We start from the raw sequence: 17,731 nt of genomic DNA, 5'->3' as shown, positions 1-17,731 counted from the left end.
TCATATATTTTGTTGCAACAATGAATCGAAAAAAGAACAAGATAATCAATCCCCTTTGTGGAAATTTTGATTATCTTGTTTCTCCTTAGTTATTATCTACTAGATATTCTAAATTCGCTACTGTAATTCTAGTACCTGTGGGAATGGGATATTGTTGACCACTAGGAATCTTCATGCCGTTTATTTTCGTTCCATTCGTACTGTCTAGATCTTCAATTGTATAGCCAGTTGCTGTTAATTGAATTCTTGCATGTTCGTTGCTAACAAATTGACTATTTTGAAAATGGTCGGGTTGGATTGTTCCAGAACGCCCTATAATGCCACCTTCTAGCGGGATGGAGATTTCATAGCCACTCGCTGTGTTGACAAGGCGGATTCCCGTCATTCTAATTGTTTTTGTTGCTGTTCTGACAGGCTGTGATTCAAACTGCCCTTCTTCCATCTGGTCATTTGTTCTATTTCCCCCAAGGATGGTAGGTGGTAAGTAAGAAATATCATCCCCGCAATCTGCGTTTTCACAAAACAAGGATCCTAAATTATTATGCTGTCCACAACTATCGCAAATTCTAACTTCTCTCATTTCTATCACCTTTTATAGATTAATTTAGTTGTCTCGTTATTTTTTTGCTTTGCTTCCCTGTCGTACCGGATTGACGCTGTTTCACCCGTTTTTTATTGCTAATATCGATTTTCCTTGCATATCGTTCGTCTGCAGGGCTTAAACTTTCATTTTTAAGGTAGATGCCTTTTTCTTTTAACTCTTCCCGAATTTCAACATAATGGGTACAGAAAGCATCCATAGCTTCAGTTACTTTTAATTTTTCGAGTGACGTCATCTCGGATTGCCCTTCACTGATTCCTGTCACTTCAAAAAGGATACTGCCGTTATCTGAAACAAATACATTGACGGCTTGCTCAAAACCAAACTCGTAAATGTGGTGATGTACAGAATTCTTTCTTTTCACCATATAATCGGTTGCTAAAATGTCATAACCAAGTTTTTCCATCACTTCATGAACGCTTTGAACGATATATTCGATTTCTTGTTTTTCAGTATATTGTTCATTTAACCTTTGAATTTCTTCCTTTAATGTTTCTTTATGTTCTTTTGCCTCATACAACGGATTTTCCTCAACGTTTAATAGTTCACATAACGATTGATAATGATGAACTAATTCCTCGTGTTGTGCTCTTTCAAGCGCCAACAAATCGAGAACTTGTTCGTACTTTCCTTTATTCATTAACAACGTTTTTCGTCGTAATTCAATTTGTGACTTTTTATATTCAGGATCATAAGTTTCATTATTTGCAATGGAACAAATGGAGTCGTATAAATTTTCAACATCATGATAGAAGTAAGCTGATTTTTCTTTCAAAAAGGGTTCAAATTCTTCATATGCCCGATTCACTTCTTTCTGAATATCAATCATCGGTTCTATTACTTCTTCGGTTTCTTTGACCATCATGGGAATTGATGAGATATCATAGATTTTCTTCTCCAAAACGACCGTAGAGTTTAAATCTTGGAGCACTTGTTGACGCTTTTTTAAGTCCTTTAATAAAGCAATTTCAGACTCTATCTGACTAGCTAATTCTTTTAATTTCGTATGGTCATCACTTTTTAAATTGCTTAGGAAATCCTTTATTCTCTTTAATTGAGTTTCCATTTGAGGAATACTGTTTTTATCATATGAAATTGTAAAATCCCGAATTTTTGTATCGGTTTTCCCTTTTTGTATTAACAGTTTGCTATAAAGTAATCGGTCCTCTAACTCATATTCTTTTACCTGTTGACTTAACTGGTCTATGGAATGGTTGATGGCTTCTACATGCTGTTTTAAGTTTTCTTGTTCTTTACTGATAGAGCTTTGTAGTTGCTTTTTCTTCTTCTCTTCTTCAATCCGACGTTGCCTTTCTAGCTCAAGCTGTTGCTGCCTTCTTTTTTCTAGTTCGAACTGGCTATATTTTGGTCCGCTCATCGTTAACTCCTTTACTCTCCCTGCGTTAGAATCGAACGCCATTTTTCAATATGGTTTTCAAATCCGAAATGAATAAGCCAAGCAAAAAAGTACTGGTTTTCTAACAACCGACTTGCATGTTGGTCAAACTTGCTTTGTTTATCGTGTAAATATGAGATAAAGGCATCGATCTCCGTAAAAACCTTACCATCATATAAAAATTCAGAATTGCCAATTAAAGTTAACGCAAGGCAATAATAAGCTAATGTACTATTACTTCTTGAACGATTTGAAATATTTTTTATCTCCGAATAAAAATTAGGGGAGGATTGATCGACCCCAGTAGCTTTCAAATATTTTAATAGATTGCCCTTTGCAAGAAGCTCTATGATATCTGAATTTACTTCTGGAAGATTTTGTTTAATAGTGGCCCCCAATTGTTGTAAGTCGTTAAAAATGTAGCCTTTCCAGCAAAGTGGCGGATTTTGGTGAAGGGCACTGATTAAATTAAAAAGTCCTGTATCTTGATCACGAATTTCTTCACATTCTATTACTTGAAGCGCATAGTCTTCCCCGAACTGTTTAACAAAATCTTGAACTAATCCGCGGTACAAATGCTTTTTCCCTTCTGTCCAGTTGTTTGCAAAGTTTAAGGCCAAGTCATTTAACGTATAAATATCTTTGCCACCGAAACGATATGGGCGAACATTTCTTGTATTCGTTTCTTCCGCTACATTGACATTTTCACCGTTTAACCATCTTTTTACTTCATCATAACCCCAACGAATTGTTCGGTCTTTACGCGTAAGACCCTTTATTAATTGGGAAAGGCGTGGTGGTATGTGATTTGGTATCGTGACCGAATCCATTAATGTGACTTTCATAATTTGTTCACTCGTGAAGCCTTTAAATGGATGTTCCTCTAATGCCAATTCGAGTAACATGATCCCGAAAGAATAGTAATCATTTTCCTTACAAATGAACTGATTATAAACTTCCGGTGCCGCGTATCCATCTGTTCGATTGGAATTACCTGTGTTCATCACCGTTCCATTTTCTAAATAGGAACTAATGCCGAAATCCCCTAGTACGACAAAGGTAGAATCGTGACCAAAGAAAATATTGTTCGGTTTGATATCACGATGAACGACCCCTGCTTGATGAATTGCATATAAGCCTTCGTTAACTGACGTTGCCACCACATTTAAAATAAAATCAGTTGTAAAATCTTTTCTAGTCGAAAGGTCTCCGTTGCTATAGTAAGGCATTATTTCAAAATAACGATTCGTCCGTTCATGAACTCCATGTTCTAATGTCGGAATTACATATTTTGATTGAATGGAACGAATGTTTTCACTTACTTTATCTTTCGGCTTGATGTTGTCATGGTAGACTTTTGCCACCACATTTTGCTCATTGTCTTCACAAATATATAGTGTTGCTTCACCAGTGTTGTAGGTTAATATTTCGATCGTTTTAAAGCGGTCCGCAATGACTTCACCAACCGGAATAAAACTGGCATTTTGACTATTTGTAGATGTGTTTGAAGCATTCATCACTTCTGTTGCTTGTCCAACAGTATTCATTTTTTCTGTTTTTGCGGCCTCTTGCATAACTACTGTTTTATTTTGATTTTCTGGCATTTTCATCGTTGGTTTTGGTATTTGGTTCAAAAATTCCCTCACCTTTCCGTCGTGTTATTGCGTTTTCTGAACAGCGATTTCACTAATCCACAACTTCTTTCCGGACTCTTCATGTAATATGTGATACCATATACTACCACTTACTTCTTTTTGAGCATAAAACTTAAGTACCGTGCCTTTTGTTACTTGTCCAAAAATTGTTTCATCTACGACTGTCGGTTTAGTTCTAACGTTGGCATATTGTGAAGTAACGGTTACTTTTCCAATAAATTTATCCTTACTTTCTTTTTCTGCAGTAGTACTTATTGTTTTTTCATCGTTGAACGTTTCAACTGCTGCAGCAATCGATTGAAAAACGGTTACTTTGTCAAAAAAGGCATGGGTCCAAATAAATCCGAAAAGACTAAAAGCTATTGTTAGAAACGTGAGCCTTTTTTCTAAGTATTTAAAGAACTTCGGGAAACGAAAGGAGTAATTGGAAGGGATAAAATTGAGTTTGTTTCCCACATGCATCCCAACAAGTGCACCAAAAAACGCAAGAAGACCATATAGATGTAAGGTGCGTAACGCTATCGAATCAAAGGTTTCTGGTAAACGCCCAAAGTCTTGTAGGAAGCTTGCACCAATAAAAAAGAGCATGTAAGCCGCTAAGAGTGCTACGGTATAAAAGCGCAGTGACCAATGAGTATTAAACAAACCGAGAATAAATAGAATTAGTGAAGCGCCAATAATACCGTATTCGATATTTGTTGAAACCGGCAATAAAAATAGTAGAGCAATCATAAAAACAACTGCCCCTATTATTGCTCCACCCCACGTAAACATTTGGGCTCTTTTGTTGTCTTTCGCATTCAAATCAGGCGTGCAGATTTTTAGATATTCTCGAATAATTTCCTGACGCGCATTTGTTTGAATATACTTTCGAAAAGCTTCTGCTGCACTGTTTGTATTGGCGTTCATAATAATTTTGACCTTTGTATATAAGTCAATGTTGGAATTCTTCAACTCTTTTAATTTTGATTTTAAAATCACATCAATATGGTAATTATTTTGACTAAGTTTCACCATTGATTCTTGTAAAAGGTCTTGAATATCATTATGAGCGTTCATTAGACTTAGATGTTCTGCTTGAATTTCGGATATCGTGCTCCTCTCAATGTTGATCCCTTTAATATTGGTTTTTAAATCTTTAGCTCGTTTCGTAATAAATTCATATTCATTCAGATTATGAAGTGCTTTATATTCTTCTGTTTGTTTTATTTGATTAATATAGATGTCATTCACTTTTTGTTGCCCTGTGTTCAACCCGGACAATAACAAAATCATATTTTCTGTATCTTTATTTAAAGCCATAGACTTACCCTCCTTATTCTTCACGTTTAATGAGGATAACGGTAATGTTGTCTGCACCGCCCCGGTCAATTGCTAACTGTACTAATTCTTGAGCCAATTGATCAACTGGCTTTGACTCGCGTAGAAACCTCTCAAGCTCATCTTCGGAAACATACTCAGTTAATCCGTCCGTACATAATAGATACACATCGCCGACTTCTGTTAAGCTTGGTAATTCTAAAAATTCGACTTTAACGTTCTTTTGCCCAAGTGAGCGGAGCAAAATGTTTCTATCCGGATGCGTTCGTTTTTCTTCAAAGGAAATTTGCCCGCTATCATATAAGGTTTGTACTAAGCTATGATCTTTTGTCATTTGTCTAATAAAATCGTCGCGGAATCGATAAACACGACTATCACCAACATGGAAAATGGTAATTTTGTGTTCTCTGCACAATACCCCTGCAATCGTCGTTCCCATGCCTTTTGTCTGAGGATTTTTTTCAATATGTCGAAGAATGTCTTCTTGAATCGTTTGTTCAATTAAGTGCTTAATATCCTCTTTACTTTGAATGTTTTCTGTAGTGGCAAAGGCTTTTAATGTTAAGAAGCTTGCTACTTCGCCACTGCTTTCGCCACCCATTCCGTCACATACAACGGTTAAAAAGTTAGCGTCCTCATCCGTAAAGTAATCCCCTTCATCGATGAGCACATCATTAATGACAAAACCGTCCTCATTTAAAGTTCTGACGTTTCCTATATCCGTTAATCCATAAATTTTATACATGTTCTACCTCACATTCCATTTGGACAATTCCTTCATCCTGAGAGATTTGTTGAACTGTTAAATGTGAGTTAGATTTCACATCAAAGTCGTATAAATAACGAGATAATGGGTTAATGAACATGGATTCTACAATATTTCCAATGCCTCGACCGCCATTTTCTAAGTTTCCTAATGCTTTTTGGGATAAAAACTCTCTCGCAGATGCAGAAAGAGAAACATCCATATTCTTCTGCTCTTTCAGTGATTGAGAGATTTTATTCAGTTGCTTATCTAAAATCATTTGCGCCACGTCTTCTCGGATATAATCAAAAATGACGATATTATCGCCAATACGATTTAGAATTTCAGGGCGACCAAGCTCTAGTTGGAAATAATTTTTGATCGCTTTTAATATTTTTTCCCGCATCTCACCATAAGGCATGTCAGGTGTTACGTTCGCGATTCGATTTCCAGAAGCGTCGTTTGTATAAATCCCTAAGTTACTCGTAAAAATAATTAACGTTTCCGAAAAATAAACCGTCTCTCCTTGGCCATCTGTCATTCGACCATCTTCTAAAATTTGAAGAAATTTATCGAGTATTGATGGATGGGCTTTTTCAATTTCATCGAATAATAAGACTGAAAACGGGTTTTCTTTCACTGCATTTGTCAGTTGTCCACCTGATTCATAGCCAACATATCCTGGAGGGGCTCCAAGCAGCTTTTGATCGGCGTGACTTTGTTGATATTCACTCATATCAAAGCGTTGACAGTACGACTCATCACCAAATAAGAGATGTGCAATGGTTTTTGCAAGTTCCGTTTTCCCAGTTCCAGTAGGGCCTGCTAAAAATAAGATTCCTTTAGGTTTACTGGAATTACTTGAATGCTGTAGTCCCGATAAACCACTAACCGCACGTTTTAACGTATCTAACGTTTGCGTAACAGCTGCTTTTTGTCCTTTTACTCGATCTTCAATCACTTGTTCAGCGTTTTTCAGCTTTTCTGTCCCTACCTCTTCCCAAAGGCTTTCTTTTACCCCATGTTTATATAGTCGAATAGCTTCTGCAATTTTTCGAATATGAATTTTTTCCTGCTGACAAAGAACTCTCAAGCCGTTTAATTCAATATTCGTAAACCCTTCTGTTAAGTCAATAAACTGTTGTTTTAACTTTACTTGCTCGTCAGGCGTTACTTCTTTCCACCCAACAAAACCACGAAATTGGCTTTCAATAAAGCGAGCTCTCGTCTTGCGGTCCGGTTTTGGAATATGCAATGTTTTTACATAAGGGTTATCTAAGTAAAACCATGCAGGAATATCATTTGCTTTATTTGAAATAAAGAACATTAAACTATTCACATATTGATTTGTGCTTTCAATACGGTATTGACGACGGTTTTGAGTGGCTAAAAATAAACGTGAGTAAAATTGTCTTTCTTCATCGTTTAATTCTTCAGGTGACGTTACATAGCGTGATGATAAATTTAGAATGACGCCAATTGGGTGATTGCTCGTATCGATTGCTTCTCGAATCATTTCCGTTGCCTTATCAATTGAAACTTTTCGTGTTTTTTCATTGCGTTCTACTGAAGTGGGTTGTGCATTCGGTTGTTGAGGGTTACTCGCTACTTCTTTTCCTTTCGCTAACTGAAGAAACTGTTTTAAATGGTCTTGATTATATTCATTATGAAAACCATCAATGTGATTGTAATAAATGATCGTTTCATACCCATGATTTAATAAATATTGATATAGATAGTAATCTAATGGAATAATCATAGAAGTTACATTTCCTTCTTGTTCCACTGAGTATGTGTGAAGATCAAAAATATTTCCTTCTAAAATAAAAGTTGTTTTAATCGATTTAAATCGTTCGAGCTCTAATTCCCACGCACTAGGTTTTAGTTGTGGATTTACAGGTTGGATTGTTTGCTGATTCGTCATAATGAGTCACCTCTATTAAAATATTAGACAAGACCATGAAAAAAGCTTCAACATCTTAGTAAACTTCTGGTAGTATTTAACTATTATTTTATATTAAAAATGAGAAAGAAGGTAATAGATCTTGATAAAAGTATTCAATCGTATCGATTACTTTTTAATCGTCATTGCTTTAATGGGAGTTTATGGTGGTTGGAAAAACGGAAACGTACAACTCATTGATTACATTTTGCCGCTTGCGACGATAATCTTTATTTATAACAGCAAACGAAACAGCAAAGGGCGCGGTTTTAGTGGGTTTTTAGCTTATTTTGGTACAACTTACTATTTCATAGGGCACTTTAAAAGTTTAATTCCTCTCGACAATATTAGTCTTTTATATACAAATAGTACCCACATTTTGTTGTACGTTGTAATTGGCGTAATCACCCTCATTTGTATGTTTGCTCACTTAACAACTTACGCATTAACGGTAACTTGGACTATTTATTATTTGCTCTTGTTCATAATGATTGTTTCAAGAGATCAAATTGGAGAATTCTTCAACTTTATTAATTCATCAACCATCATCACGTCCATTATGATGAGCTATAGTTCCATCTTGATGTTATCTATCATTGGCGGCATTTTTTTAGATTTACAGATTCGAAATAAATTAGTATTTAGACCATAATCACAATACTCCCTATTATCTAAGGGAGTATTTTATTGTTTAATTGGTTCACTAAATTTCGATATTCGATTTTTACCTGGTCAATAAAAAGCAATCTTTCATCTTCTTGATTAAAAATGTCGATTAATTTTTTGTCCTGTTTCTTTATGCACCTATCTAGATGCAAAACGGTTCTTTCTAGCTCAGCAATCTGTCCTTTGATTGCGTTGATATTTTGATATAATTTCACTTTATTTGTTACGTCTTTTAACTCTTTAATACTAGAAATTAACTGATTAAGGTTTTTTAACGTCGTATCTTCGGATTTCTTTACGTTTTGTTGCCCTAAGTTTATAAGGTGGTCAGCTGTGGATACAGATGATAATAAAAATAATAGATTTCGTGAGTCAGATGGCGTTTTTGTAAAACTTTTATCCAAATGTGATAGGGTACTATTCATTTCGTTTAATATTTTATTCGCTTTATTATTTAACCAACTTATCTCTTTTTCCAATTTCGTTTGATCTTTTTCCTGTTTCACCCGTTGTATGTAAGTAGATAGTCGGGAAATATTAAACTTTCGAAACAGAAAACCAATGAAGAGAATGATTACGAGATAGATTGCTGAACTAACAAACCCTACCCCAACAGCCTCCCAAGCGTTATGATAATTGTAATGATTTACCGTAAAATACCAAAAAACAGCATGATAAGAAAACGAAATTACGGTTCCTCGTAAAAATGTTAGAATCCCATTGCCGTTATCGATTATAAATAACAAGAGGACTAGGGATACGGAAGACGTAGATAAAATCAATGTTAGTGTGTCGTCATCGGTGAATTGCGCTTTAATTCCAAAGAAAAAGCAAATAAAATATATAATTGTTCCAGGTATAAAACCGGATAAGATGCCAAGAAGATTCGACAATACAATCCCCCTCCAACTAAATTGTTGTTACTAGCTACTCCCCCATATGAATCCCGTAGTTTGGGAGTTGTTGATGTAAGGTTTTCTTCGTGTTTTTTAATGGAATTCCAAAGGCCAACACGTTATCTTGAACAGCAACTGTCTGAGCTTGCCGGTTTCCCATTAACAGTTTCTCGTAACGACCTCGATACTTTTTGTTTAAAATATGGATTTCTTGATTACTAGATCCTTTGAGGGGACTGTTATCATTTTTTTCCTCCACATATTTACCGTCTACCAATGCCGCGATGTTACTTAGGATGTACTCCACGTGAGGACTTTCCCAGTTTTTGAGCTGCTTCAATGTGTAACCTGAATAAACCAAAATATCGTCAGTGATATTCGTTACAATAAATCGAATTATCTCACTTAACTCTTCCACTTGTTTAAATGGTTCTCCCCCAGAGATCGTCACGCCGTCAATAGGGTCCTTGATAGCCCTTAACATTTGATATATATAGGAAAGTGGTAAATCCTTACTTTTGTTTTCATCCCACAGCTCAGGATTAGAACAATTGAAACATGCATGTGGGCAACCAATCGTCCAAATGCCGATTCGTTTTCCATAGCCTAACGTTTCTAATGGGAAAAATATTCTTTCAATTTGCAAGAAAACCACCCCTTAAGATTAAGATCTAACCTAACAAACTTACTAACTAGTACTTTAATCATATATTATAGGTAATTTATAACTTAAAAGTTTATATATTGCAACTAGGTAGTATAAATATTCCTAATATTAAGAAAAATTGAGCGAAATATTACTTTTTCACTACTCTCATTATACACCACCTTTATATTAAAATACCAAATACTGTAATAGTTCTATGAAAATTGTCCTCCATAAGAACAAAAATCCCCTTTCGTAAATTGATTTTACGAAAGAGGATTTTCATGGTTAATCCACCCATTGAGTTTGATTACTATATGTTTCATAATCAAATTTTGGTACATAGTCATATTCTTCGTCATGTGTCATCTCAAATGCTTCTGAAGCTAGATAGAGTAGGGATTCGAATTCCATATCTTTTGGCATCGATTGTGGGTTGTTTAGCACTTCGTAGTAAAATTCTTTTCCATTTGCAACCACTACACATCTTGAATATAAAAATCCATCTACCGAGAAGTAGGTTTCCTCGTCCACATAGGAATCTTCCCCAATATTTTTCGCATATTCCTTACCATCTAAGTCATACAACATTTTGGATAAAATATCATCAAATGTAAAAATGTCTTCATCCGACTTTTTAGATAAATATCGGATCGCTTTTTTCAATACTTTCTTATCATTCCCAGTATGTTTCCACTCAAACAGATCAATTATTTTCCAAAACTCATTTTCGTCCATACTCATAAGAATTCCTCCAAATGATTTCTCAGCTGCGAATTGAATTTAATGCATTCACTAACTCATGAGGTTGTTCTGTCCCAACTACAATGACACGTTTGTTTGTTAATTGTAATTTTACTCCTCGGTTTCCATTCATAATATAGGCAGTTTCACCATTCATATTCAAACGTATGCCTAAACCTCCGAATTGGGCAATTGGTCGGTATGTGATGGACGTGAAGCTAGCCATGTCAGAAACCATAAACTTTTTATAATGGATTTGAAACGGCACATAACGGATGTAAAGACCATCAGTTCGCACTTCTATGATTAGTTTCATGAAGTATAGCAAGCAAAGTGGAAATACAATACCGAACATCATCCAAAGAATAACCATTACGAAATTCGGAGCTGGATTATTGCCTACTGGAATTTTGAAGATGATTTGTTTTATGAAACAATACCAAAAGAGTGCTGCAATTAATAAAATTAATATCCAAATCCAAATTTGCCGTGGCCGCTGAACTTCACGATATATAACGTTCTCTTGTCCTCCCATATCATCGCCTCCTCAAAAAATGGATGGTGTCACCGAGAACAAAATCACAGCATGTTCACTAAAGTTATTTTCCCATTTATGCTTCATATACGGCGGGATTTTGACACTATCACCCGTTTCTAGAATATATTCTTCATTACTTAAATAAACTTTAATTTTCCCTTCTAGAACATAAGCAACCTCTTCCCCTTTATGTTCCAATAGTTTTTCAGACGACGAACCATTTGGGGGAACCTTCATAATAGCTGTTGCCAACGTTCCGGTGAAATTAGGTGATAATAACTCATACGTTAAGTTATCAATCATCATTTTTTTGCGTTGATTTGATCTTACAACTAATTCTTCCGTATTCGCTTCTTCAAGTAAAAAACTAAAAGTCGGAACATCAAGCGCTTTTGCTAGAACCTTTAAAGTTTGTATGGATGGGTTAGCTAATCCGCGTTCAATTTGACTCAACATGGAAGGAGTAATGTCGGCTATTTTCGCTAATTCTCTACTACTCCAACCTTTAGCTTTTCGGAACTGTTCAACCTTTTTGCCAATATCTATATTCTCCATCACGGAATGCTCCTTAAAAATAATTATTTGAATTAACATTTGACGCACCTTTTGTTAAACTGTATTTAACATATGTTAAATGATATTTTAAAAGATGATTTTTTACAAGTCAGGAGTGGTTAAGCTTGAACGAATTCGTTACGTTTCTGTTGTTATCGTTATTTGTTGTGATGAGCCCCGGAATTGACACGGCACTGATTACAAAACGAACGATTTCGGACGGGAGAAAAGATGGGTATCAAATGGCTCTTGGGATTACAACTGGCTCCTTAGTGCATACATTTGCCGCTGCATTTGGACTTTCAGCAATTTTAATGAAATCAGCTGTTGCGTTTGAAATTGTTAAATATGTTGGTGCCATTTACTTGATCTATCTCGGGGTTTCTTCATTCATCTCAAGAAAGAAGAAAACGGTAAACGATGAAGATGAAACCCATTTCGACATAAAAAAATCGGCGTTTAAACAAGGTCTCTTATCAAATGTACTTAATCCAAAAGTTGCCATGTTTTTCTTAACATTTTTACCTCAGTTTGTGAAAGCAGGAGAAAATGCGACGGAACAACTCATTATGATGGGCGTTATTTATACACTTCTTTCTATTTCTTGGTTTTTCATCTATGTATTTTTCATTAACTTTTTACGGGAATGGCTAATGTCTCCAAAAGTACAAAGGGTGATGGATAAAGCAACGGGGCTCGTTTTAATTGGGTTTGGGTTAAAGCTGGCAATGGATAAATAATAGAAAATTTCACTGAGATAATAGAAATTTTTGATGCATTAATAGAAAAAATAAGAGTTAATAGAAAATCCTACATTAATAGAAATTTTCGTACTAATAATAGAAAATTTTGCAGAGATAATAGAAAAATTTGATGCAATAATAGAAAAAATAAGTAAGTTAATAGAAACTCCCATATTAATAGAATTTTTCGTACTAATAATAGAAAATTTTGCAGAGATAATAGAAAAATTTGATGCAATAATAGAAAAAATAAGTAAGTTAATAGAAACTCCCATATTAATAGAATTTTTCGTACTAATAATAGAAAATTTCACTGAGATAATAGAAATTTTTGATGCATTAATAGAAAAAATCTGTGAGTTAATAGAAAGCCCCACATTAATCGAATTTTTCGTACTAATAATAGAAAATTTCACTGAGATAATAGAAATTTTTGATGCATTAATAGAAAAAATCCGCTAGTTTATAGAAAATCCTGAATTAATAGGAAAATTCGCGCTAATAATAGAAAAACAAGATTAGAAGATGGCCAGTTACTGATCCAAACCGGGTGTTTCCTTCGAATTTTGTATTCATCGCCGGTATGAAGACAGTTTTGGCTTGTGCCAACTTAAACTAGAGATATCCATTCCCACATAAGCTTCACCCATTTCAACTGCCGTATTGATTTTCCGGTGCAGAAATCTAAAATACTATGAATAAATGTGTTAATTTGGTAGAATATCCCGATAAATAGTTTTTTAATATATCAACAAAGGGGATTATGTATGGCGACTAAGGATCAGGCACATCCGTTATGGCTACAAGCGTATATTGATTCACCAGAAAAACAACAACAGCTTTATAAAAAGACGCTGTTCATTGTGATTTTGTCGCAAATTTTCGGCGGTGCAGGACTTGCTGCTGGTATTACGGTTGGCGCTCTCATTGCACAAGATATGCTTGGAACCGATAGTGTAGGAGGACTTCCGGTTGCCCTTCTCACATTAGGTTCTGCGGCAGCTGCCCTCATTGTCGGTCGCATGTCACAACGTTTCGGCCGACGATTTGGCCTTGCAGCAGGTTTTCTCACAGGAGGCCTTGGCGCGATTGGTGTCATTTTGGCTACTTTAATAAATAGCATCCTGTTATTCTTTCTCTCTTTACTTCTATATGGTGCAGGAACGGCTACGAATTTACAGGCACGATATGCGGGCACGGACTTAGCATCTGCTAAGCAGCGTGGAACGGCAATAAGTATGGCGATGGTTTTCACTACTTTTGGTGCTGTTGCTGGCCCAAATTTGGTGGACGTGATGGGTAATTTCGCAACATCAATTGGTGTTCCAAAATTAGCAGGTCCTTTTATTTTGGGAGCGGCTGCATTTCTCATTGCCGGAGTGATTCTGTTAATATTCTTGCGTCCCGATCCTTTACTGGTAGCTGCGGCTGTAGCAATGGAAAAGGAAAAAAATGAATCCAACAAAGGCGAAACTACTGCAAACAATAAAAAAGGTGTTATCTTAGGAGCAAGTGTGATGGTGTTAACGCAGTTTGTTATGGTTACCATAATGACGATGACCCCCATTCACATGGAGCATCATGGGCATGGATTAAGAGAAGTGGGATTAGTAATAGGATTTCATATTGGTGCGATGTATTTACCTTCCCTTGTAACAGGGCCATTAATTGATAAAGTGGGTCGTAAAGTCATGGCGATTGCAGCTGGCGTGACGCTCGTTCTTTCGGCTTGTATTGCTGCTTTTGGACCAGGAGACTCCATGGTTTTTCTAATCCTTGCTTTAATTCTTCTTGGACTAGGCTGGAACTTTGGATTAATTAGTGGGACGACGCTTATTATCGATTCTACCCATCCTTCGACACGAGCAAAAACTCAAGGTTCTGTTGATGTTTGGTTAGCACTGTTCGGAGCTAGTGGAGGTGCAATATCAGGAGTCATTGTGGGATATTCTAGTTATGCAACCTTATCAATTATTGGAGGCATTTTAGCTCTCATCATGATAGCTGTTATGATTTGGTCCTTCAAAACTCATACAAATACCGTCTAATAATAAAAGTGCAAACTCGTAAGTTAGTTTTGCACTTTTCATTTATTTAGTGGGCAGTGGTTTTTCTGGCCGACCTGAGCAGTAGTCGCAATGTGGGTCACTACATGCGGATTCTTTCCATATTACTTTGTCGTCTTTCTGTTCTATTTTCATACAAAACCTCCTAGATTTCTTGCCATTTTAAATTTTGATCCACATCTTTGTAGTAATAGAGTTCATTTCCGTTTTTATCAAAGGCTGTTGCGTTTATATGGTCGATTTGTTGACTATAAGGGAACAGAAAATATAGTGGTTTATCCTTCAAAATTTTTTTCTTTTCATCGCCAAACTCCGTGTGAACAACAATTGAATCGATTGCCTCATCTTTAGATAGAAGTACAAAAAGAGTTGCTTTTTCATCTTCATAACGAATACTCATTCCACCAATTGTTTGCAGGTTATCCTCACCATATGGAATGAATGTAGATGCATAACTATAGTATGTTTGGGCGTTTTGTTTAACATGAACCGTTCGATATTCTTGTTTTTCATCGCTTTTAAATAAGTAGAATATTGAGTCCTCCTCGATTTTCTCCACCAGTTCATAATCATCTGTGACAAATCCGTTTGCCTTTGCAGCTGCAAAGGGTGTGAACCGGTATCCTTCAAGAAAGTAAAAGGCTCCACATGCAATCAATAAAAGGGCCATTACTACACTTATTTTTCTCATGTTCAAATCATCCCCCGTGTTATAATCCAATTATATCTAACTTTGTTAAAATCGTAAAATTAGGGGGTAACAGATGGGTACTGGAACGAATGCAACTTGCATGCATTGTGATCATCAATTTCATTTTTTTAAAGGTCGGGGTAAGTCGAGTTTTGTTCATTTTTGTGATGGATGCGGAAAATCGAGAAGATACGCCTATTCTCAAAAGGCAAATGCCGATTATCTTTTAATCTTGGCACAGCGAAATGAGGGTAATGGACGTGTATTATCGAGAGAAGAGAAGTTATCCATTGTGAAGTCTGCATCTGAAGCTAGAAAACATGAATTTAAACAATTTGATTTCCAATGTGATTGTGGGGGTACTTTCACATCCGATGCACAGCCGAAATGTCCTGCTTGCGGAAGTGAAAAATTGGAAACTTCAGCACTTTTGTTATGGGATTAGTTCCAATGAAAAGACATGATATTGAATCTTTAGACGATCACGGCATTTTTGATGCGTGTTTTACCCCACTGATTATGGAGTATAAAAAGAAAATGGCGAAAGAAAATAGTGCAATGGTAAAAGAGCGCTTTTATGCAGAACTTACAACTGGGCAAAAGGCGTTGTTTACTTTTCATATGTATTACGATCATGCAATTGAATCACAAACCGAATTTTATTGGTGGAGTGCTTATTTTATGGCACAGCCGAAAATCTGGTCTGCAATAAAACTTGGATTACAGTATTTTGAGGATGACTCTATGTATTTACTAATTCAAGAAACGGAAAAAGTGCTTCAGAAACATCATTGTCCCAATACTTTAGAGGCATTTGCTGTTAAACGTGAGGACCTAGATCAAGATTTTGAGCTATCTGAATCGATTAACTCTTTGTATTTTCAGTTCAGCGAGCTTTCCGATGCTACTATTACTAAAATTAGTCATTATATTCGCGGCAACCAAGAAGCGTTTTAAACAGTATATATGGAGGAAAAATGATGTCCTATAATGCATTACTATTTGCAGCTGGTGCTGGTATTTTAACATTTATTTTAATCAATACGATAAATCCTATTAATCCTATTTTAATTACAAATATTTTGTTAGGATTAATTGTTGGAATTTTAATTGATATACGAGGTGCTAAAAAATGAAGTATTACGTAGTTGACGCTTTTGCAGATAAAGTGTTTGAAGGGAATCCTGCTGGGGTTTGTGTGTTAGATGAATGGATTGCTGAAGACGTTATGCAAAAGATTACAATTGAGAATAACCTTTCTGAAACGGCATTTGCAGTTAAAGATGGCGAGAACTATAGATTAAGATGGTTTACACCTGGAGGAGAAATTAATCTTTGTGGTCATGCAACTCTCGCAACAGCTTTTGTTATTATAAATTATGTTGAAACACAATTGAAAACCATTCAATTTGATACAATGAGTGGAATCCTTACAGTTGATCGAAAAGAAGATTTGTATGAGCTTGATTTCCCAGCTGCTCCGTTAAATGAAGTCTCTGTTACCCAACAAATGATTGATGCTTTGGGAGCCACACCGAATGATGCTTATTTAAATCGTGATTTATTATTTGTGTTAGATTCAGAAGAAACAGTAAAAAATTTAAATCCTGATTTTGCAAAACTAACTGAGTTGCCTGAGGGACTTGGGGTGATTGTAACGGCTAAAGGAAAAGAATATGATTTTGTATCAAGAGCCTTTTTCCCAAAGTTAAAAGTAAATGAGGATCCTGTTTGTGGTTCTGCTCACTGCGGTTTAGTGCCGTTATGGGCTAAAGAGTTAAATAAAAATGCATTGATTGCAAGACAAGTTTCAAGTAGAGGTGGCACCCTTTATTGTAAGCAGGAAGACACTCGGGTAAAAATGGCTGGTAAAGCAGCTTTATATTTAATTGGAGATATAAACATAGAGTAGCTTGGCGTTTAACCAAGCTATTTTTTCGTTTTAATGAAGGAATAAAATCCACCGATAATCAACCGCGCAAAAGCTGTAGTAAATGGAAGGAATACGAACGCATAAATTGTCCCCCAAACGAGAGTACCCTCAATATTGATTGTTTCCATTCCACCTCTTACAATTGATTCACCCAAAATTGCGCCGATTGTGCCACTAAATAAAGTGATGAAAAATGCACTTAATAGACTAATTAGCCATAGTTTTTTATTTGTTACCTCTTCTTTTTTATAGAAATAGCCACCTAGAAATGCAAACGTCAGCGTACATGGGATGATGACAGCATAAAACAGCCAGCTTTCACCCCAGAAGGAAGTAATTCCCCCAGCAATAAATTGTGCGATTTGCATAAATAACCATGCAGAAACGAAAGCAATAATAAGTCCGAAAATAACCCCTGTGAAAGTTTTACTCATCATATTCACCATCCTGCACTAGAACGTTCAATTTCGAATGCTATCGGTTTTAAGTTCAACGCGATTTTAAATGGTTCTAAGTTTTCGATTGTATAAAAAAGTCGTCTATATTATTGTATTCCCACTATAACTTTTGGAGTTCGCTAATAAATAACAAAAA

The 17,731-nt window shown here is 35.7% G+C and carries 21 protein-coding genes; 7 read left to right on the top strand and 14 right to left on the bottom strand.

Features of this window, described 5'->3' with window-relative positions:
- Positions 1–85: 85 nt before the first annotated feature.
- From CRO00_RS12845 to CRO00_RS12820, 6 genes are read right to left on the bottom strand one after another with little or no spacing between them, the layout of a single operon-like run.
- Positions 86–580, bottom strand: a complete 495-nt coding sequence (locus CRO00_RS12845) for an FHA domain-containing protein (RefSeq protein ID WP_097074078.1) — start codon at positions 578–580, stop codon at positions 86–88.
- 19 nt (positions 581–599) lie between these two features.
- Entirely contained in the window at positions 600–1,979 is a 1,380-nt protein-coding gene (locus CRO00_RS12840) for a hypothetical protein (protein ID WP_097074077.1), read from the bottom strand.
- Between the two features lie 11 nt (positions 1,980–1,990).
- Complete coding sequence (locus CRO00_RS12835) at positions 1,991–3,631, bottom strand: protein kinase domain-containing protein (protein ID WP_097074076.1); 1,641 nt, start codon at positions 3,629–3,631, stop codon at positions 1,991–1,993.
- Between the two features lie 24 nt (positions 3,632–3,655).
- A complete protein-coding gene (locus CRO00_RS12830; protein WP_097074075.1) occupies positions 3,656–4,954 on the bottom strand; it encodes an SH3 domain-containing protein in 1,299 nt (432 codons plus the stop codon).
- 13 nt (positions 4,955–4,967) lie between these two features.
- Complete coding sequence (locus CRO00_RS12825) at positions 4,968–5,717, bottom strand: PP2C family protein-serine/threonine phosphatase (protein ID WP_097074074.1); 750 nt, start codon at positions 5,715–5,717, stop codon at positions 4,968–4,970.
- Positions 5,710–7,641 carry an AAA family ATPase gene (locus CRO00_RS12820; protein WP_097074073.1) on the bottom strand — a complete coding sequence of 644 codons (1,932 nt, stop codon included), beginning with the start codon at positions 7,639–7,641 and terminating at the stop codon, positions 5,710–5,712. The genes CRO00_RS12825 and CRO00_RS12820 overlap by 8 nt, the downstream gene beginning before the upstream one ends.
- Before the next feature lie 121 nt (positions 7,642–7,762).
- Here CRO00_RS12820 and CRO00_RS12815 point away from each other — a divergent pair, with 121 nt between their 5' ends.
- Positions 7,763–8,311 carry a hypothetical protein gene (locus CRO00_RS12815; protein ID WP_097074072.1) on the top strand — a complete coding sequence of 183 codons (549 nt, stop codon included), beginning with the start codon at positions 7,763–7,765 and terminating at the stop codon, positions 8,309–8,311.
- 19 nt (positions 8,312–8,330) lie between these two features.
- Here the strand turns inward: CRO00_RS12815 and CRO00_RS12810 are convergent, their stop codons facing one another.
- The 5 genes from CRO00_RS12810 to CRO00_RS12790 all read right to left on the bottom strand — a co-directional run bounded on the left by CRO00_RS12810 (position 8,331) and on the right by CRO00_RS12790 (position 11,704).
- A complete protein-coding gene (locus CRO00_RS12810) occupies positions 8,331–9,218 on the bottom strand; it encodes a coiled-coil domain-containing protein (protein ID WP_097074071.1) in 888 nt (295 codons plus the stop codon).
- Positions 9,219–9,252: 34 nt separating this feature from the next.
- Complete coding sequence (locus tag CRO00_RS12805; RefSeq protein ID WP_161946688.1) at positions 9,253–9,867, bottom strand: 4Fe-4S single cluster domain-containing protein; 615 nt, start codon at positions 9,865–9,867, stop codon at positions 9,253–9,255.
- 288 nt (positions 9,868–10,155) lie between these two features.
- On the bottom strand, positions 10,156–10,611 hold the full coding sequence (locus tag CRO00_RS12800; RefSeq protein WP_202615674.1) for a DUF4240 domain-containing protein: 456 nt from the start codon (positions 10,609–10,611) through the stop codon (positions 10,156–10,158).
- Between the two features lie 22 nt (positions 10,612–10,633).
- The gene (locus tag CRO00_RS12795) at positions 10,634–11,146 is read right to left on the bottom strand and encodes a DUF6141 family protein (RefSeq protein WP_097074069.1); all 513 of its coding nucleotides are present in this window, start codon (positions 11,144–11,146) and stop codon (positions 10,634–10,636) included.
- Between the two features lie 12 nt (positions 11,147–11,158).
- The gene (locus CRO00_RS12790; protein WP_097074068.1) at positions 11,159–11,704 is read right to left on the bottom strand and encodes a helix-turn-helix domain-containing protein; all 546 of its coding nucleotides are present in this window, start codon (positions 11,702–11,704) and stop codon (positions 11,159–11,161) included.
- A gap of 125 nt (positions 11,705–11,829) precedes the next feature.
- Between CRO00_RS12790 and CRO00_RS12785 the strand changes: the two genes are divergently transcribed.
- Complete coding sequence (locus tag CRO00_RS12785) at positions 11,830–12,444, top strand: LysE family translocator (protein ID WP_097074067.1); 615 nt, start codon at positions 11,830–11,832, stop codon at positions 12,442–12,444.
- A 38-nt stretch (positions 12,445–12,482) separates the two neighbouring features.
- Here CRO00_RS12785 and CRO00_RS20190 read toward each other — a convergent pair whose 3' ends face one another.
- Entirely contained in the window at positions 12,483–12,863 is a 381-nt protein-coding gene (locus CRO00_RS20190) for a hypothetical protein (RefSeq protein WP_161946687.1), read from the bottom strand.
- A 351-nt stretch (positions 12,864–13,214) separates the two neighbouring features.
- Here CRO00_RS20190 and CRO00_RS12775 point away from each other — a divergent pair, with 351 nt between their 5' ends.
- A complete protein-coding gene (locus CRO00_RS12775) occupies positions 13,215–14,495 on the top strand; it encodes an MFS transporter (protein WP_097074065.1) in 1,281 nt (426 codons plus the stop codon).
- A gap of 163 nt (positions 14,496–14,658) precedes the next feature.
- Here CRO00_RS12775 and CRO00_RS12770 read toward each other — a convergent pair whose 3' ends face one another.
- Positions 14,659–15,204 carry a hypothetical protein gene (locus CRO00_RS12770; protein WP_097074064.1) on the bottom strand — a complete coding sequence of 182 codons (546 nt, stop codon included), beginning with the start codon at positions 15,202–15,204 and terminating at the stop codon, positions 14,659–14,661.
- A gap of 73 nt (positions 15,205–15,277) precedes the next feature.
- On the opposite strand from CRO00_RS12770, the gene CRO00_RS12765 reads away from it, so the two are divergent.
- The 4 genes from CRO00_RS12765 to CRO00_RS12755 are packed head-to-tail and all read left to right on the top strand — an operon-like array spanning position 15,278 to position 17,116.
- The gene (locus CRO00_RS12765) at positions 15,278–15,649 is read left to right on the top strand and encodes an FmdB family zinc ribbon protein (RefSeq protein ID WP_097074063.1); all 372 of its coding nucleotides are present in this window, start codon (positions 15,278–15,280) and stop codon (positions 15,647–15,649) included.
- Between the two features lie 5 nt (positions 15,650–15,654).
- Positions 15,655–16,161: a hypothetical protein gene (locus CRO00_RS12760; protein ID WP_141396972.1), complete on the top strand. Its 507-nt coding sequence runs from the start codon at positions 15,655–15,657 to the stop codon at positions 16,159–16,161.
- A gap of 23 nt (positions 16,162–16,184) precedes the next feature.
- Positions 16,185–16,340: a hypothetical protein gene (locus tag CRO00_RS20185; RefSeq protein WP_161946686.1), complete on the top strand. Its 156-nt coding sequence runs from the start codon at positions 16,185–16,187 to the stop codon at positions 16,338–16,340.
- Positions 16,337–17,116 carry a PhzF family phenazine biosynthesis protein gene (locus CRO00_RS12755; protein ID WP_097074061.1) on the top strand — a complete coding sequence of 260 codons (780 nt, stop codon included), beginning with the start codon at positions 16,337–16,339 and terminating at the stop codon, positions 17,114–17,116. Before CRO00_RS20185 ends, CRO00_RS12755 begins: the two co-directional genes overlap by 4 nt.
- Positions 17,117–17,133: 17 nt before the next feature.
- Here the strand turns inward: CRO00_RS12755 and CRO00_RS12750 are convergent, their stop codons facing one another.
- Positions 17,134–17,571 (bottom strand): hypothetical protein, encoded by a 438-nt coding sequence (locus CRO00_RS12750; protein WP_237658415.1) that lies wholly within the window; start codon positions 17,569–17,571, stop codon positions 17,134–17,136.
- Positions 17,572–17,731 lie beyond the last annotated feature (160 nt).

Origin of the sequence: Ureibacillus xyleni (assembly GCF_900217795.1) — a bacterium.
Lineage (GTDB): Bacteria > Bacillota > Bacilli > Bacillales_A > Planococcaceae > Ureibacillus > Ureibacillus xyleni.
This window is presented reverse-complemented; position numbering and strand designations above follow the sequence as displayed.

Excerpts from the sequence above, each read along its gene's own strand:
- CRO00_RS12775 (WP_097074065.1), top strand. The coding sequence starts at position 13,215 with ATGGCGACTAAGGATCAGGCACATCCGTTATGGCTACAAGCGTATATT.
- CRO00_RS12795 (WP_097074069.1), bottom strand. The coding sequence starts at position 11,146 with ATGGGAGGACAAGAGAACGTTATATATCGTGAAGTTCAGCGGCCACGG.
- CRO00_RS12800 (WP_202615674.1), bottom strand. The coding sequence starts at position 10,611 with ATGAGTATGGACGAAAATGAGTTTTGGAAAATAATTGATCTGTTTGAG.
- CRO00_RS20185 (WP_161946686.1), top strand. The coding sequence starts at position 16,185 with ATGTCCTATAATGCATTACTATTTGCAGCTGGTGCTGGTATTTTAACA.
- CRO00_RS12770 (WP_097074064.1), bottom strand. The coding sequence starts at position 15,204 with ATGAGAAAAATAAGTGTAGTAATGGCCCTTTTATTGATTGCATGTGGA.
- CRO00_RS12825 (WP_097074074.1), bottom strand. The coding sequence starts at position 5,717 with ATGTATAAAATTTATGGATTAACGGATATAGGAAACGTCAGAACTTTA.
- CRO00_RS12765 (WP_097074063.1), top strand. The coding sequence starts at position 15,278 with ATGGGTACTGGAACGAATGCAACTTGCATGCATTGTGATCATCAATTT.
- CRO00_RS12760 (WP_141396972.1), top strand. The coding sequence starts at position 15,655 with ATGAAAAGACATGATATTGAATCTTTAGACGATCACGGCATTTTTGAT.
- CRO00_RS12750 (WP_237658415.1), bottom strand. The coding sequence starts at position 17,571 with ATGAGTAAAACTTTCACAGGGGTTATTTTCGGACTTATTATTGCTTTC.
- CRO00_RS12845 (WP_097074078.1), bottom strand. The coding sequence starts at position 580 with ATGAGAGAAGTTAGAATTTGCGATAGTTGTGGACAGCATAATAATTTA.
- CRO00_RS12820 (WP_097074073.1), bottom strand. The coding sequence starts at position 7,641 with ATGACGAATCAGCAAACAATCCAACCTGTAAATCCACAACTAAAACCT.
- CRO00_RS12840 (WP_097074077.1), bottom strand. The coding sequence starts at position 1,979 with ATGAGCGGACCAAAATATAGCCAGTTCGAACTAGAAAAAAGAAGGCAG.
- CRO00_RS12830 (WP_097074075.1), bottom strand. The coding sequence starts at position 4,954 with ATGGCTTTAAATAAAGATACAGAAAATATGATTTTGTTATTGTCCGGG.
- CRO00_RS12755 (WP_097074061.1), top strand. The coding sequence starts at position 16,337 with ATGAAGTATTACGTAGTTGACGCTTTTGCAGATAAAGTGTTTGAAGGG.
- CRO00_RS12790 (WP_097074068.1), bottom strand. The coding sequence starts at position 11,704 with ATGGAGAATATAGATATTGGCAAAAAGGTTGAACAGTTCCGAAAAGCT.